Raw genomic sequence first — 14,849 nt, forward strand, 5'->3', positions numbered from 1 at the left:
CAGCCCTATTCGCTACTCGCTATTCGCTACTCGCTCCTGACCGAGGAGAACCTGCATGGACACCCAGATGCTGATCGGCTCGAGCTTCGAGAACGGCACCGAGACCGAGGAGCCGATTCTGAATCCAAAGACCGGGGCGACCATTCTCAATTTGCCTGAAGCCAGCCAGGCGCAGATCGAGGCGGCTGTTACTGCCGCCGAGCGAGCGTTCGTCTTGTGGTCACGCACAACGCCGGCGCAGCGCTCCGGCTATCTCCTCAAGATCGCCGACCGCATCGAGGCCAACGCGCGGGAGTTCGCGGCGCTCGAGGCGCTGAATTGCGGCAAGCCGATCAACGCCGTGCTCAATGACGAGATCCCGGCGATCGTCGACTGCTATCGCTTCTTTGCCGGCGCTGTGCGTTCGATGCCGGGCGTGGTCGCCGGCGAATACATTCCCGGCCACACCTCGATGGTGCGGCGCGACCCGATCGGCATCGTCGCTTCCATCGCGCCGTGGAACTATCCACTGATGATGATGGCCTGGAAGCTGGCGCCGGCCATTGCCGGCGGCAACACCGTCGTCTTCAAGCCGTCGGAGCAGACGCCGCTGACGGCGCTGAAGCTGGCCAGGATCCTGGCCGAGGTGCTGCCCGAGGGCGTCGTCAATGTCGTGCTCGGCCGCGGCGACAGCGTCGGCAACACGCTGATCAATCACGCCAAGGTCAACATGATTTCGATCACCGGCGACGTCGCCACGGGCAAGAAGGTGCTGCAGGCCGCCGCCAAGTCGGTCAAGCGCACGCATCTGGAACTCGGCGGCAAGGCGCCGGTCATCGTTTTCGACGATGCCGACCTCGGCGCCGTGGTCAACGGCCTGCGCGCTTTCGGCTACTACAATGCCGGGCAGGATTGTACAGCCGCCTGCCGCATCTATGCCGGCAAGAAGATCTACGACAAGCTCGTCGCCGATCTCTCATCTGCCGTCTCGACCATCAAATACAACCAGCCCGACGACACCGGAAACGAGATCGGGCCGCTGATCTCGCGCCGCCAGCGCGATCGAGTCTCGAGCTTCGTCGAGCGCGCTTCGGAACTGAAGCACATCGAGATCACCACCGGCGGCAAGCCGGGCGAAGGCTCCGGCTTCTATTACCAGCCGACGGTGGTTGCCGGCGCGCTGCAGGAAGACGAGATCGTGCGCCGCGAAGTGTTCGGTCCGGTCGTCTCCATCACCCGCTTCTCCGAAGTCGATGAAGCCGTGAACTGGGCCAATGACAGCGACTACGGCCTGGCATCCTCGGTGTGGACCAAGAACGTCTCGCGCGCCATGGCGACGACCGCCCGTCTGCAATATGGCTGCACCTGGATCAACACCCATTTCATGCTGACCAACGAGATGCCGCATGGCGGGCTGAAGCAGTCTGGCTACGGCAAGGACATGTCTCTCTATGCGCTGGAGGATTATACCGCCGTTCGTCATGTGATGGTCGCGCATGGGTAGAGGCTGCCAATATCTCTAAAATGTTCGCCAACCCGTTTTCTGTACATTAAGCGAGAGTTACTTTTGCGGTACGGCGGGAGTTCACGATTTACTGAATATTCAACCTGAACGAGCAGCCTCTTGCCGGGAAACCGCGCGGCGAGGGGTTTGCGCATGAACACGACCAAGATCAAGCTGGTACTCATTGGCGGCTTCTGTCTGCTGATCGCTGTGTTCGGCGGCAAGGACATGATCAAGAAGAGCGGCTGGCCCGAGGCGCCTGCTGAAATCCTCGCGGTCAATGTCGAATGCGACATGGAATCGACCGCCCACAAGATTGTCTACAAGACCGTCAGCACCGCCACGATCCCGTGCGAACTGGTGGATGCGTTCAAGACGGTTCATGCTGACAAAGAGTGGAAGGTGACCCAGAAATTCACCGGCACCTTGCGCGTCGGCACCGGCGCCGACGCCGTCGAGGCCACGATGGAGCTGAACAAGAACGGTGCCCGCGAACCGCAGGTCGGCGACAAGCTCACCGTCGTCCAGAACCCCGTCAACCCCACCCAGATCGAACGCACCGGCATGACCGGCACGCGTTTGACGATCGTCATTGGGGCTGGACTGCTCGGCGCGTTGCTTCTCTATCTTGCTTTCAAACCCCGCCGGCGGATGTCGACCTCCGCCGTGGCGGGCAACCCTGCCGGAGATGCCGGCGCGGACCAGCGCGCGCGCCAGGCCGACGCCTTGATAGCGGCGGCCCTGGCCAAGCAGGCCACATTGCCCAATCAGCCGGCACGTGTCGCGGCTGCCGGATCGGCCAGGGAAGGGCGGTTTTCCGGGCAGCGGACGAGTTTCGGCCGCCGCAACTGATGGCCGAAAACTGCTGCACCTGCCACGGCTACTCCACGATGCGGTAGATGTTCCAAAGGCTGGTGCCTGAAACGACGTAGGGCTCCATCTCCTTGCCCCATTTGGCGTGCGCGTCGATCTTGCCGATCCTGGCGAAGAATCCCTCCAGCTGGGCAAGGCTTTCGACCTGATGATGCGATTCGACCGTCGCTTCCCGAGCTCCGACCGAACCGGTCATGATCTGGAACTCGAGATCGGCAATGCCGACCTGAGAGCCGATCTCGCGTTCCCATTTCTTCAACAGGTCGAGCACGGTCTGCTTGTGCCCGAACTTGGCGTCGATCTGCCATCTGGCGCTGAACATTTTTGTCTCCTCCAGTTTTGCGGCCCAAACCGCGGTTGATCTTTCCGCGGTGGAACTACTCGTCCCAGGCCTGCACGACGGTCTGTCGTGCAATCCGCCCATTCTTCAGCTCCAGCATCGCCGCGCAGAACACTTTCGTTCCGTCCGGATAGGCGCAGGCCTGGGTGAAGGCGAGATTGTCGCCATCGGCGATGGTGGTGTCGACCTTGTGGGTCATCGCCCGGCTGCAGATGTCGTCCCAGAAGGTGCTGATCGCCGCCCGGCCGCGGATCTCGCGCGGCTTGCTCGGCGGATTGTTGCGGTCGATCACCCGCACCAGTGCGTCGTCGGCATAGAAGCTAGCGAGCATCCTGCCGTCCCGTCCTTCGATCGCTTTCTTGATCGCCGCGCCGTCCACGCTCTGCGTCTTGGTCAGCATCTTCTCCTCCATGGCCCGTTGATCGGGCGGTTGAATGATCACAAGCAATGCCCGGCGCACCGCCCGGCATTTTCTTTCACTGCGACTTGGCTTTGACGGCTGCGAACACGCCGTCGGTCTGTTGTTTGAAGGTCGCGAAATCGACCTGGCTGCCGTTGAGCATCGTCGACCAGTGGCGCACGATGGCCGCCATCGCGATCGCCTCCTTGATCTCCTCATCGGTCGCGCCATTGAGCTTGGCGGCCTCGGTGTGGAAATAGATGCAGTACTGGCAGGGGATCTGCGAGGCGACGGCCAGCCCCAGCAGTTCCTTGGTCTTGCCGTCGAGCGCGGTCTTGGGGTTGAGCTGCACACCCTTGATCTCGGCCCAGGCGCCGGCAACCGCGACATCGGGCAGCGTCTTGAACATGTCCGGCACTGAGCCGAGCGTCGCCTCGATGTCCTTGTAGGCGGCGGCCGCCGAGGCATCCTCGGCTCTGGCGGGAGCGATCGTGAACAACGCGCCAACGCCTGCCGCTATCACCAGCGATTTGATCGACCTGTTTGACTTCAGCATTGCATCCTCCATCCGCAGTGCCTTTCCCGGCGACATCCGCCTGGCCTGCATGGAGAGAATTGGTACGCCTCGACCCCACCTGGCCGCTTCGCCCGAAAGCGCCATGGTCCCTATGGCCCGTCCGGGCCAGCCTGCCTGGCGGAAAATGCCGCTGCCGCCGCCCGTGACGGCAAATCGAGCTTCAGCAATATGTTGGCGACATGACGCTTGACCGTATGCTCGCTGAGCCTCAGCTCGGCGGCGATCGCGGCATTGCTCTTGCCGTCGGCGATCAGGATCACCACCTCGCTTTCGCGCGCCGTCAGTTGAGCCGGCTCGGCGGGTTTCGCCTTGGGGCGGCAGGCCGGCTCCAGGTGCTGTTCCGACGTTGCCTGGACCAGCGCCAGCGGCTCGTCCAGCTCATCCACCGTGACACGCCCGGCATCGATGAAATGCAGGCCGGACCCCGCCGCCAGACCGGCGGCCAGCCGCGACGCCAGAATATCGCCGCGCCCGGCATGGGCGGCGATCTGCATCGTCACCCGTGCCATCAGCCCCACCGGCGGCCCGCGCATTTCGACCTCACCGACATGGGCGCCCTGGGCGCTTGCAATGCCCATATGTTGCGCCGCATCGCGCAGTGCCGCCGCGCAGCGTATGGCCCGCGCCGGCCCGTCGAAGCGCGAGATCATCAATTCGCCATGGATGCCGGCGACGCGTCCGCCATGACGGCCGACCAGCTGCTGCCAGCTCTCCTGGAAGCGCTCGCTACGTTCGCTCCACATGCGGTCGCCAACCCGCGCCGTGTCGTAGATGCGTGTCGCCAGAAGAGCGGCAAGCACGCGCTCCGCTTCGGCCACGGCACGCTCGCCGGTCAGGAATTCCTCGATCAGGTCGGCCACCCGGTCGACATCGCCGGTCCAGATCGGGTGGTCGCGCCCGGGGACCTCGACCAATCGCGCATTGGCGATCTCTTTCGCCAGGAAGCGGCTGGCGTCCGGGTCGACCCGCGCGTCGTTGCGGCGATGAATGAGCAGTGTCGGTGCGCCGATCGCCGAAAGCACGCCGCGCACATCGATTCCGGCATTCATCCGGGCAAGGGCTGCCGCTGCCGTCGGACTGGCCGACAGCCGCTCGAAGCGGGCCCACCACTGGGTGAAATGCGCATCATCTACCCGGCCGGGAGCGAAGTTGGGCAGTGTGGCGCCCGTGCCCCATTCCGTGCCGGCCGTCGCGATGAAGGCCTCGAGGCGCTCCGGCGACATCACCCATTTGTGGAAATGCGCATAACCGCCATAGAGCGCCAGCGCTCGTGTCCGTTCCGGATAGGTGGCGGCAAACAACATTGCCATCGGCGCGCCTTCCGAAGCGCCGAGCAAGGCCGCGCGGCCGCTGCCGGTGGCATCCATCACCGCGCGCACATCGTCCATGCGGGTTTCGAGGCTGGGCAGGTGGCGTGGGTCGACGCGGTCGGACAGGCCGGTGCCGCGCTTGTCGAACAGGATAAGCCGCGAGAACGCCGAGAGCCGTTTCAAGAGCCTGGCGTAGCCCTCGTCTTCCCAATGCAGGTCGAGATTGGAGATGAAGCCGGGCACGAAAACCAGGTCGAACGATCCCTGGCCGACCACCTGATAGGCGATCCGCACGTCGCCGCTGAGGGCATATCGCGTCTCGATCGGCCTCACGTTGCTATCCCGCCCGGCCAGACGATTTCTGATCGCCGACCATAGCAGACGCCCGGCGGATGCGGCAGCCAAACTTTAGAAGACAGGAATATAGCCCGCGGCGAGCCGTGTTCGCCCGCCATTTCTGGGGGAGGCTATTTCTGGGGAGCGGCGCTCTCTGCACCCGTGGGTTGGACGTAGCCGATGCTCACATCGGCCTGCTCCTCGGTCTTCGGCCGCTTGATCCTGGCCGAGGCCACGACGACGAGTTCGTCAAAACCTTCGCCGCCGCTGTCCAGCATCTCGAAGAACTGCCGGCGCATCCTGGGCTCCCAGAACTTGTTGATGTGCTCGGCCACGCCCGCCACACCTTCCTCGCGGGGCCTTGAATGGAAGAAGGCGGCGATCTGGTTGGCCATGCGCACCAGCTTTTCCCCGGTGCTCGTGATGTGTTCTTCGTCATGCGACATGCTGGGCAACTCCCAAGACCACCCGTTCCGGGTGGGTGAAAACATCGAAATCATCGCCGCGCACCAGCGCTACCAGTGTCATGCCGGCCTCATCAGCGGTGCGGATGGCGAGCGCTGTCGGCGCCGACACGGCGATGATGAAGGCGGAGCCGATCGCCGCCGTTTTCTGCACCATCTCCACCGAGACGCGTGATGTCACCACCACCGCGCCCGATGCACCGTCAATGCCGGCCTTGGCCAGCGCGCCGGCCAGTTTGTCCAGCGCATTGTGCCGGCCGACATCCTCGCGCGCCATGACGATGCCTTTGCCGGGAATGTAGAAGCCCGCTGCATGCACGGCGCCGGTTTCTGAATGCAGAGGCTGCACCTTGGACAAAAGCTTTACCGAACGGGTGATATCGTCGGCTTCAAGCGTAAGCTTGGACGCACCAACCTTGTCGACCGAGCGCATCGCTTCCTCGATCGATTCGATGCCGCATAGCCCACAGCCGACCGGACCGGCCAATCGCCTGCGTCGCGCCTCGAAGCGCGTATTGGCCTGGTCCTTCAACCGGATCTGGATATCGATCCCGGCGCCATGGTCCTCGACCTCGATCGCCTCTATCTCGTCAGGCAACGCGATGATGCCTTCGGTCAGCGAGAAGCCGAGCGCGAAATCCTCGAAATCGGCCGGGCTCGCCATCATCACCGCATGGGTGGTGCCGGCAAAGGAGAACGCCACCGGCGTCTCCTCCGGCACCATGCGGTTGGCCGATGTCGTGCCGCTGGCGCGGTGGGCAAGGCGAGAGATTTGGGTGGTGGCTTGGCGTTTGCGGGTCACGAGGCGCGCCCCTCTGCCCTGTTCGTCCTTAGCAGTAGCTGTGGAGGCTCGCGCCTTTCCTCTCCCCCGTCGACCGGGGGAGAGGTGTCAAGCGAAGCTTGACGGAGTGGGGGTCGACTGCTCGCCAGATAGGCCGGTTTGCCTGCTCTTTGGGTTGTGCGCGACTTTCGACGGCTGCGTGTTGCGGGGCCGGCTTCCCCCACTCCGTCGCCGCTTCGCGGCGCCACCTCTCCCCCCTCCGGAGGGAGAAGAAAGGCGCCAGGCGGCATAAGCTCGCGTCCTTCCTGACGGAGTAGGGGTCGACCAACCGTCAAGATTGAAGCTCTTATTGTCGAACGCCGTGGCAAGACTACTCCGCCGCTTCCAGCTTTGCGATGCGGCGGCTCTGCTCGGCCTGCTCGTTATAATCGCGCTGCCAGTCCGAAGGCCCGTTGGAGGCGCCGACCTGCACCGCGGTCACCTTGTACTCCGGGCAGTTGGTCGCCCAGTCCGAGAAGTCGGTGGTGATGACGTTGGCCTGCGTGTCGGGATGGTGGAACGTTGTGTAGACCACACCTGGCGACACCCGGTCGGTGATCAGCGCACGCAGCGTCGTCTCACCCGAACGGCTGGTCAGCCGCACCCAGTCGCCATCGCGCAGGCCGCGGTTCTCGGCATCGTGCGGATGGATCTCCAGCCGGTCCTCCGAGTGCCACATGACGTTTTCGGTGCGCCTTGTCTGTGCACCGACATTGTACTGGCTGAGGATGCGACCGGTGGTCAGCAGCAACGGGAAACGCGGCCCGGTCCGCTCGTCGGTCGCCACATATTCTGTGCGGATGAACTTGCCCTTGCCGCGCACGAAGCCGTCGATATGCATGATCGGCGTGCCGAGCGGCGCCTTCTCGTTGCAGGGCCATTGCACCGATCCGACACGGTCGAGCAGATCGAAAGAGACGCCGGCGAAGCTTGGCGTCGTTTTGGCGATCTCGTCCATGATTTCGGAGGGATGCTGGTAGTTCCAATCCAGCCCGATCGCGCGGGCAAGCTCCTGTGTCGCTTCCCAGTCGGCATAGCGCGCCTTCGGCTCCAGCACCTTGCGCACCATGTTGATGCGGCGCTCGGCATTGGTGAAGGTGCCGTCCTTTTCCAGGAAGGTCGAGCCCGGCAGGAAGACATGCGCGTAGTTAGCTGTCTCGTTGAGGAACAGGTCGTGCACGACGACGCATTCCATCGCCGCCAGGCCGGCCGCGACATGCTTGGTATCAGGGTCGGATTGCAGGATGTCCTCGCCCTGGATGTAGATGCCCTTGAAGGATCCGTCGACGGCGGCATCCAGCATGTTGGGGATGCGCAGGCCCGGTTCGTCGTCGAGCTTCACCCCCCACAACGTCTCATAGATGTCGCGCACCGCCTCGCCGGAGATGTGGCGGTAGCCCGGCAGTTCATGCGGGAACGAGCCCATGTCGCAGGAACCCTGCACGTTGTTCTGGCCGCGCAGCGGATTCACCCCGACGCCCGGGCGGCCGATATTGCCGGTCGCCATGGCAAGGTTGGCGATAGCCATAACCGTGGTCGAACCCTGGCTGTGTTCGGTCACGCCGAGGCCGTAATAAATCGCGCCATTGCCGCCCTTGGCATAGAGCCGTGCAGCACCTCGGATCAGTTCGGGATCGACGCCGGACAGCTTGCCCACGATTTCGGGGCTGTTTTCCGGCAAGGCGACGAAAGAAGCCCAATCCTGGAACTCCGCCCAGTCGCAGCGATCGCGGATGAAGGCTTCGTCGAAAAGCCCTTCGGTAACGATGACATGCGCCAGCGCCGTCAGCACCGCCACGTTGGTGCCGGGCTTCAGCGGCAGGTGATAGTCGGCCTCGATATGCGCCGACTTGACCATTTCGGTGCGGCGCGGATCGAGCACGATCAGCTTGGCGCCCTGGCGCAGCCGCTTTTTCAGCCGCGAGGCGAACACCGGGTGCGCGGAAGCCGGATTGGCGCCGATGATGACGGCGACATCGGTGAAATCGACGGAATCGAAATCCTGCGTGCCGGCCGAGGTGCCATAGGTCTGGCCGAGGCCGTAGCCGGTCGGCGAGTGGCAGACGCGCGCGCAAGTGTCGACATTGTTGTTGCGGAAGCCTTGGCGCACCAGCTTCTGGACGAGATAGGTCTCTTCATTCGTGCAGCGCGAGGACGTGATACCGCCGATCGAGGTGCGGCCGTATTGATACTGGATACGGCGGAATTCCTTGGCCGTATGGGCGATGGCCTCTTCCCAACTCACCTCGCGCCAGGGATCGCTGACCTTTTCCCGGATCATAGGCGACAGGATGCGGTCCTTGTGGGTGGCATAGCCATAGGCGAAACGGCCCTTCACGCAGGAGTGGCCGTGGTTCGCCTTGCCGTCTTTGTAGGGCATCATGCGAATGACTTCGTCGTCCTTCACTTCGGCCTTGAACGAGCAGCCGACGCCGCAATAGGCGCAGGTGGTGACAGCGGAACGCTCGGGCATGCCTTTCTCAAGCACGGTCTTTTCACGCAGCGCATCGGTCGGACAGGCCTGCACGCAGGCGCCGCAGGACACGCATTCGGAGGCGATGAAATCCTCGTGCATGCCGGCGACCATGCGCGATTCGAAACCGCGGCCCTCGATCGTCAGCGCGAAGGTGCCCTGCACCTCCTCGCAGGCCCGCACGCAGCGCGAGCAGACGATACATTGCGCCGGATCATAGGTGAAATAGGGGTTGGACTCGTCGCGGGCGATGTAGTCGACCGCCAGCGAGCCATGGCCGGGCGCGACGCCGTTTTCCTGCTTGACGTGGTTGCGGCCCTCAATGCCGAAGCGGTTCTCGGTCAGGCCGACCGATTTCGCCACAACGTCGAACTCGCTGGCGCCGGTGCCGGCCTTCTCGTTCCAGCCGGTCGGGTGGTCGGAGACGTAAAGCTCCATGACACCGCGGCGGATGGCGTCGAGCCGCTCGGATTGCGTGCGCACCACCATGCCTTCGCCGACGGGGGTCGTGCAGGATGCCGGCGTGCCGCCGCGCCCGTCGATCTCGACCAGGCAGACGCGGCAGGAGCCGAACGAGTCCAGCATGTCCGTGGCGCAGAGTTTTGGGATCTCGACCCCGCCTTCCATCGCCGCGCGCATGATCGACGTACCCTCCGGCACGCTGATGCTGCGGCCGTCGACGATCAGCGTAACCTGCTTTTGCGCCTTCGATTCCGGGGTTCCGTAATCGAGTTCTTCGATGAGTGTCGGGAAGTCGGCCTTGATATTCATCTGCCAGCTCCTATTCAGCAGCCACGCGCGCCGGCGCGGGCTTGAAATCTTCGGGGAAATGGGTGATCGAGCTCATCACCGGATAGGGCGTGAAGCCGCCCAGCGCGCAGAGCGATCCGAACTTCATCGTGTTGCAGAGATCGGTGACCAGTGCCAGGTTCTTCTCCGGCTCGATGCCGGCGGCAAGCCGGTCGATGGTCTCCACCCCGCGTATCGAGCCGATGCGGCAGGGCGTGCACTTGCCGCAGCTTTCGATGGCGCAGAACTCCATGGCAAAGCGCGCCTGCTTCAGCATGTCGGCCGTGTCGTCGAACACGGTGATGCCGGCATGGCCGATCAGCCCGTCGCGCTTCGCGAACTCTTCGTAGTCGAACGGCGTGTCGAACAGGCCGCGCGGGAAATAGGCGCCGAGCGGGCCGCCGACCTGCACCGCCTTCACCGGGCGACCTGTGGCCGTACCGCCGCCGATATCGTCGACGATCTCGCCCAGCGTCATGCCGAACGCCGCCTCGAACAGGCCGCCGAACTTGACGTTGCCGGCGATCTGTATCGGGATCGTGCCGCGCGAGCGGCCCATGCCGAAATCCTTGTAGAAGGCAGCACCCTTGTCCATGATGATGGGCACGGAGGCTAGGCTGATGACGTTGTTGATCACCGTCGGCTTGCCGAACAGACCCTGGATTGCCGGCAGCGGTGGCTTGGCTCGCACCACGCCGCGCTTGCCTTCAAGGCTGTTCAGCAGCGACGTTTCCTCGCCGCAGACATAGGCGCCGGCGCCGACGCGGATTTCCATGTCGAAGGCGTTGGGCGAACCCAGCACGCTGACGCCGAGCACGCCTGCCTTGCGGGCGACCTCGACAGCCTTGTTCATGACAGCCACCGCATGCGGATATTCCGAGCGGATATAGACGAACCCCTTGGTCGCGCCGGTGGCGATGCCGGCAATCGTCATGCCTTCGATGAGCACGAAGGGGTCGCCCTCCATAATCATGCGGTCGGCAAAGGTGGCGCTGTCGCCCTCGTCGGCATTGCAGACGATGTATTTGCGGTCAGATGTCGTATCGAGCACCGTCTTCCACTTGATGCCGGTCGGGAAGCCGGCGCCGCCTCGGCCGCGCAAGCCCGATTCCGTGACCTGTTTGACGATGTCGAGCGGCGCCATGGCCACCGCGTTCTGCAGGCCCTTGAGCCCGCCCAGTGACTTGTAGGCATCGAGCGATAGCGGGTCGTTGATGCCGCAACGCGCAAAGGTCAGGCGCGTCTGCTTGGCCAGGAACGGGATTTTGTCGGGCGCGCCCAGCCAGCGCTTGTGATGCCCGCCGGTGAGAAAGCCGCTGTCGAACAGGCTCTTGACGTCTGAGGGCTTGACCGGCCCGTAAGCGACGCGCCCCTTTTCGGTCGCGACCTCGACCATCGGTTCGAGGAAATAGGCGCCGCGCGAGCCGTTGCGGACGATCTTGGCCTCGACGCCCCGTTCAGCCAGTTCCGCACGAACAGCCTTGGCGACCTTTTCGGCGCCGAGCGCCAGCGCGCCGGAGTCACCTGGAATGTAGATGCGCGGGATCATGAGCGTACCTCCGCGACGATCTCTTCGATCTTCTCGTCATCGAGCCGCCCGATCACCTCACCATCCAGCATCGCCGACGGTGAACAGGCGCACAGCCCGAGGCAATAGACAGGCTCAAGTGTAACCGATCCGTCGCGGGTGGTCTCATGGAAATCGATGCCCAACAACTGCTTGACCTTTGCGGCGATCGCATCCGAACCCATCGACTGGCAGGCTTCCGCCTGGCAGAGCTTGAGCACATGCCGGCCAGCCGGCCGGGCACGGAAATCATGATAGAAGGTCACGACGCCATGCACTTCGGCCCTCGACAGGTTCAGCCCATCGGCGATGACGGGCACGGCGTCCTGCGGCACGTGGCCAAATTCTTCCTGGATCTCGTGCAGGATCGGCAGCAGGGGGCCTTCGAGGCCCTTCAACTCCTGGATGATCGCCGCCGTGCGCGACTGTATCTCGGTACTTGCAGGCTGCATCGTCACGCAGCGCCCTCCCTATCGTAGCGATCGATGCATATAATCGTCCAAAAGCATGAAGCGGTTTTGGAACAACGACATGCCTACGCCGCTTAATCGCTAAGTGCTTAAGAAATCAGAGAAAACCTCTGAAATCAATAAAGCGGTTTCGTTGCACGATAGAAAATTTCTATCGCGCCGATTGACCAGTTATGACTAGCTCAGCGATTGGCGCGGAAATCGTCTGCTAGCGCCATCGCCTCGTCCAGCAGCGCCTGCACCAGCGGCGTGTGCGGTTCGCGCGGCGCGGCGACCAGCCCGACCGTGTGGCTGGCATCCGGTTCGACGATCGGAATGGCCCGGATCGGCTCGGAAAAACCGAATGTTTCCGCCAGGTTGAGCGGCATGATCGACGACCATTTGCCTGTCCGTATGTGGGAGAACAGCACGATCATCGAGTTGGATTCCAGTGTCGGCCGCACCTGCACGCCGGCCTCGGCCAGATGCTGGTCGATGATGCGGCGGTTCTGCATGTCCGGCGTCAACAAGCAGAGCGGCAGCTGGCTGATTTCGGCCCATGTCACTTTGTCGCGATCCGAATAGGGATTTCCGACCGCCGTGATCAGCTGGTAGCGCTCGTCATAGAGCGGCACGCTGGTCACCCGTCCGAGAGGCTCGTTGTCGAGATAGGTGATGCCGGCATCGACGTCGAAATTGCCGAGCAGCGACAACACCTCGATCGAGGTGCGCGACAGGATAGAGAAGGTGACGCCCGGATGCTTCTCGCGAAATGGCGTCGTAAGCCGCGCCACCATGGCGAGGGCGGTTGGGATGGCGGCAATACGGATACGCCCGGACAGGCCATGTCGCGCCGCCCGCATCTCTTCGCGCATGGTCCTGGAATCGCCGACGATGCGACGCGCCCACACCAGCACCTGCTTGCCTTCCGGCGTCAGCCCCTGAAAGCGCGAACCGCGATTGACCAGCATGACGCCGAGCTGGCCCTCCAGCTGCTTGATCCCGGCCGACAAGGTCGGCTGCGTGACGCCGCACGCTTCCGCCGCCCGGCCGAAATGCTCCTCCTTGGCCAGCGCGATGAAGAATTCGAGCTTGTCGATCATACCATCCGTCCGTTCGTTGCGCGCAAGGTCGGGGAAATTGCCTTTCGCCGCAAGCTCTACCCGCAATTGGCCATGCATCCACATCTTTGGGCCGGCTGGCTGTTTCCCCCGGCCGAACACGGCGCTATGTGGTTGGATGGAATACGAGGAGATCGGACATGCTGGGCTGGTTCCGCAAGCTTTTGCCGCGCGAAGATCGCTTCTTCGACCTCTTTGAACGGCATTCCCGCACCGTGGTCGGCGGCGCCGAGGCGCTGGAGCAGCTTCTGCAGGGCAAGGACATCGATCGCTGGTGCCAGAAGATCATCGATCTCGAGGACGAGGCCGATCATATCACGGCCGAAGTCCTGCTGGCGGTGCGGCGTTCCTTCATCACGCCTTTCGATCGCGGCGACATCAAGGACCTCATCCAGTCGATGGATGACGCCATCGACATGATGCACAAGACCGTCAAGACGGTGAAGCTGTTCGAAAAGAAGGAATTCGACCCGCTGATGCAGGAGATGGGTGGCGTCATCGTTGCCGCCTCCAGGCTGGTTGCCGAAGCGATCCCGCTGCTCAGCAAGGTCGGCACGCACACGGTACGCCTCAACGCCATCGCCGAAGAGGTGATGCGCGTTGAAAGCCGCGCCGACGATCTGCATGAGCAGGGATTGAAGGACCTGTTCAAGCGGCATGGCCGCAGCGATCCGATGGCCTACCTGATCGGCTCGGAGATCTACGGCCAGCTGGAGAAGGTGGTCGACCGCTTTGAGGACGTCGCCAACGAGATCAGCGGCATCGTCATCGAGAACGTTTAGGCAATGGAAGCCACCATCGCCTTTCCCGTGCTGATCGGCCTTGTCGCCGTCGCGCTGTTTTTCGATTTCCTCAACGGCCTGCACGATGCAGCGAACTCCATCGCCACCATCGTCTCCACCCGCGTGCTGAGACCGCAATATGCGGTCCTGTGGGCGGCTTTCTTCAATTTCATCGCCTTCATGTTCTTCGGCCTTCACGTGGCTGAAACTGTGGGAAAAGGTATCGTCGACGTCAGCATCGTCACGCCGGCGGTGATCTTCTCGGCGCTCGTTGGCGCCATCGTCTGGAACATCGTCACCTGGATTGCCGGCATCCCGTCCAGCAGTTCGCATGCCCTGATCGGCGGGCTCGTCGGCGCCGGCGTTGCAAAGGCTGGGCCCGGCGCCATCGTCTGGACCGGGCTTGGCAAGACGGTCGCCGCAATCGTCGTGTCGCCGGCGACAGGGTTTGTTCTGGCGCTGGTCCTGATCCTGGCCGTTTCCTGGCTGTTCGTGCGCCAGACACCGTTCGCCGTCGACAGCACCTTCCGCGTCATGCAGTTCTTTTCGGCCTCGCTTTATTCGCTAGGGCACGGCGGCAACGACGCCCAGAAAACCATGGGCATCATCGCCGTGCTGCTCTATTCGCAAGGTATGCTCGGCGGGACGTTCTACGTGCCGCTGTGGGTCGTCCTCACCTGTCAGACAGCACTGGCGCTCGGCACTTTGTTCGGCGGCTGGCGCATCGTTCACACGATGGGCTCGAAGATCACCCGGCTGAATCCGATGCAGGGCTTCTGCGCCGAGACCGGCGGCGCCATCACCCTGTTTGCCGCCACTTGGCTCGGCGTTCCCGTGTCGACCACCCATACGATCACCGGGGCCATCATCGGTGTCGGCGCCGCCCGCCGCGTCTCGGCCGTGCGCTGGGGCATTGCCGGCAACATCGTCATCGCCTGGATCGTCACCTTGCCGGCCACGGCTGCAATTTCGGCGCTCACCTACCTTGCGGTTGGCCTGGCAAGGTGAGGTGGACACCGTGGTGCTTGGAGTCGCTGCCAATCTGCACTATCTGAGCCGCAGCCA

14 protein-coding genes are annotated in these 14,849 nt (G+C 63.4%); 4 read left to right on the forward strand and 10 right to left on the reverse strand.

Annotated features, from left to right (window positions below):
- The first annotated feature begins 55 nt into the window (after positions 1 to 55).
- Both NLY44_RS25755 and NLY44_RS25760 read left to right on the forward strand, forming a co-directional pair.
- Positions 56 to 1,483: a gamma-aminobutyraldehyde dehydrogenase gene (locus NLY44_RS25755; RefSeq protein ID WP_023806954.1), complete on the forward strand. Its 1,428-nt coding sequence runs from the start codon at positions 56 to 58 to the stop codon at positions 1,481 to 1,483.
- Positions 1,484 to 1,711: 228 nt separating this feature from the next.
- Complete coding sequence (locus NLY44_RS25760; RefSeq protein WP_156941086.1) at positions 1,712 to 2,335, forward strand: hypothetical protein; 624 nt, start codon at positions 1,712 to 1,714, stop codon at positions 2,333 to 2,335.
- A gap of 28 nt (positions 2,336 to 2,363) precedes the next feature.
- Here NLY44_RS25760 and NLY44_RS25765 read toward each other — a convergent pair whose 3' ends face one another.
- The 10 genes from NLY44_RS25765 to NLY44_RS25810 all read right to left on the reverse strand — a co-directional run bounded on the left by NLY44_RS25765 (position 2,364) and on the right by NLY44_RS25810 (position 12,984).
- The gene (locus NLY44_RS25765) at positions 2,364 to 2,678 is read right to left on the reverse strand and encodes a hypothetical protein (RefSeq protein WP_023738143.1); all 315 of its coding nucleotides are present in this window, start codon (positions 2,676 to 2,678) and stop codon (positions 2,364 to 2,366) included.
- Positions 2,679 to 2,733: 55 nt separating this feature from the next.
- Entirely contained in the window at positions 2,734 to 3,096 is a 363-nt protein-coding gene (locus NLY44_RS25770) for a nuclear transport factor 2 family protein (RefSeq protein ID WP_023688799.1), read from the reverse strand.
- 76 nt (positions 3,097 to 3,172) lie between these two features.
- The gene (locus NLY44_RS25775; RefSeq protein WP_023688798.1) at positions 3,173 to 3,652 is read right to left on the reverse strand and encodes a carboxymuconolactone decarboxylase family protein; all 480 of its coding nucleotides are present in this window, start codon (positions 3,650 to 3,652) and stop codon (positions 3,173 to 3,175) included.
- 110 nt (positions 3,653 to 3,762) lie between these two features.
- On the reverse strand, positions 3,763 to 5,316 hold the full coding sequence (locus NLY44_RS25780; RefSeq protein ID WP_023806953.1) for an alpha/beta fold hydrolase: 1,554 nt from the start codon (positions 5,314 to 5,316) through the stop codon (positions 3,763 to 3,765).
- A gap of 134 nt (positions 5,317 to 5,450) precedes the next feature.
- Positions 5,451 to 5,765 (reverse strand): formate dehydrogenase subunit delta, encoded by a 315-nt coding sequence (locus NLY44_RS25785; RefSeq protein WP_023688796.1) that lies wholly within the window; start codon positions 5,763 to 5,765, stop codon positions 5,451 to 5,453.
- Positions 5,755 to 6,585, reverse strand: coding sequence for a formate dehydrogenase accessory sulfurtransferase FdhD (gene fdhD, locus NLY44_RS25790; RefSeq protein ID WP_023731373.1), 831 nt, complete (start codon positions 6,583 to 6,585; stop codon positions 5,755 to 5,757). The genes NLY44_RS25785 and fdhD overlap by 11 nt, the downstream gene beginning before the upstream one ends.
- 349 nt (positions 6,586 to 6,934) lie before the next feature.
- Complete coding sequence (gene fdhF / locus NLY44_RS25795; RefSeq protein ID WP_023673425.1) at positions 6,935 to 9,847, reverse strand: formate dehydrogenase subunit alpha; 2,913 nt, start codon at positions 9,845 to 9,847, stop codon at positions 6,935 to 6,937.
- 10 nt (positions 9,848 to 9,857) lie between these two features.
- Positions 9,858 to 11,414: a formate dehydrogenase beta subunit gene (locus NLY44_RS25800; protein WP_023673426.1), complete on the reverse strand. Its 1,557-nt coding sequence runs from the start codon at positions 11,412 to 11,414 to the stop codon at positions 9,858 to 9,860.
- Positions 11,411 to 11,890, reverse strand: a complete 480-nt coding sequence (locus NLY44_RS25805; protein ID WP_023738147.1) for a formate dehydrogenase subunit gamma — start codon at positions 11,888 to 11,890, stop codon at positions 11,411 to 11,413. Before NLY44_RS25805 ends, NLY44_RS25800 begins: the two co-directional genes overlap by 4 nt.
- Positions 11,891 to 12,084: 194 nt before the next feature.
- Positions 12,085 to 12,984 (reverse strand): LysR family transcriptional regulator, encoded by a 900-nt coding sequence (locus NLY44_RS25810; RefSeq protein ID WP_023688790.1) that lies wholly within the window; start codon positions 12,982 to 12,984, stop codon positions 12,085 to 12,087.
- Between the two features lie 158 nt (positions 12,985 to 13,142).
- On the opposite strand from NLY44_RS25810, the gene NLY44_RS25815 reads away from it, so the two are divergent.
- Both NLY44_RS25815 and NLY44_RS25820 read left to right on the forward strand, forming a co-directional pair.
- The gene (locus NLY44_RS25815; protein ID WP_023673429.1) at positions 13,143 to 13,784 is read left to right on the forward strand and encodes a DUF47 domain-containing protein; all 642 of its coding nucleotides are present in this window, start codon (positions 13,143 to 13,145) and stop codon (positions 13,782 to 13,784) included.
- A 3-nt stretch (positions 13,785 to 13,787) separates the two neighbouring features.
- Positions 13,788 to 14,792 (forward strand): inorganic phosphate transporter, encoded by a 1,005-nt coding sequence (locus NLY44_RS25820; protein ID WP_023688789.1) that lies wholly within the window; start codon positions 13,788 to 13,790, stop codon positions 14,790 to 14,792.
- The last annotated feature ends 57 nt before the right edge of the window (positions 14,793 to 14,849 follow it).

It is taken from the genome of Mesorhizobium sp. C089B, assembly GCF_030323125.1.
In the GTDB taxonomy this organism is placed as follows: domain Bacteria; phylum Pseudomonadota; class Alphaproteobacteria; order Rhizobiales; family Rhizobiaceae; genus Mesorhizobium.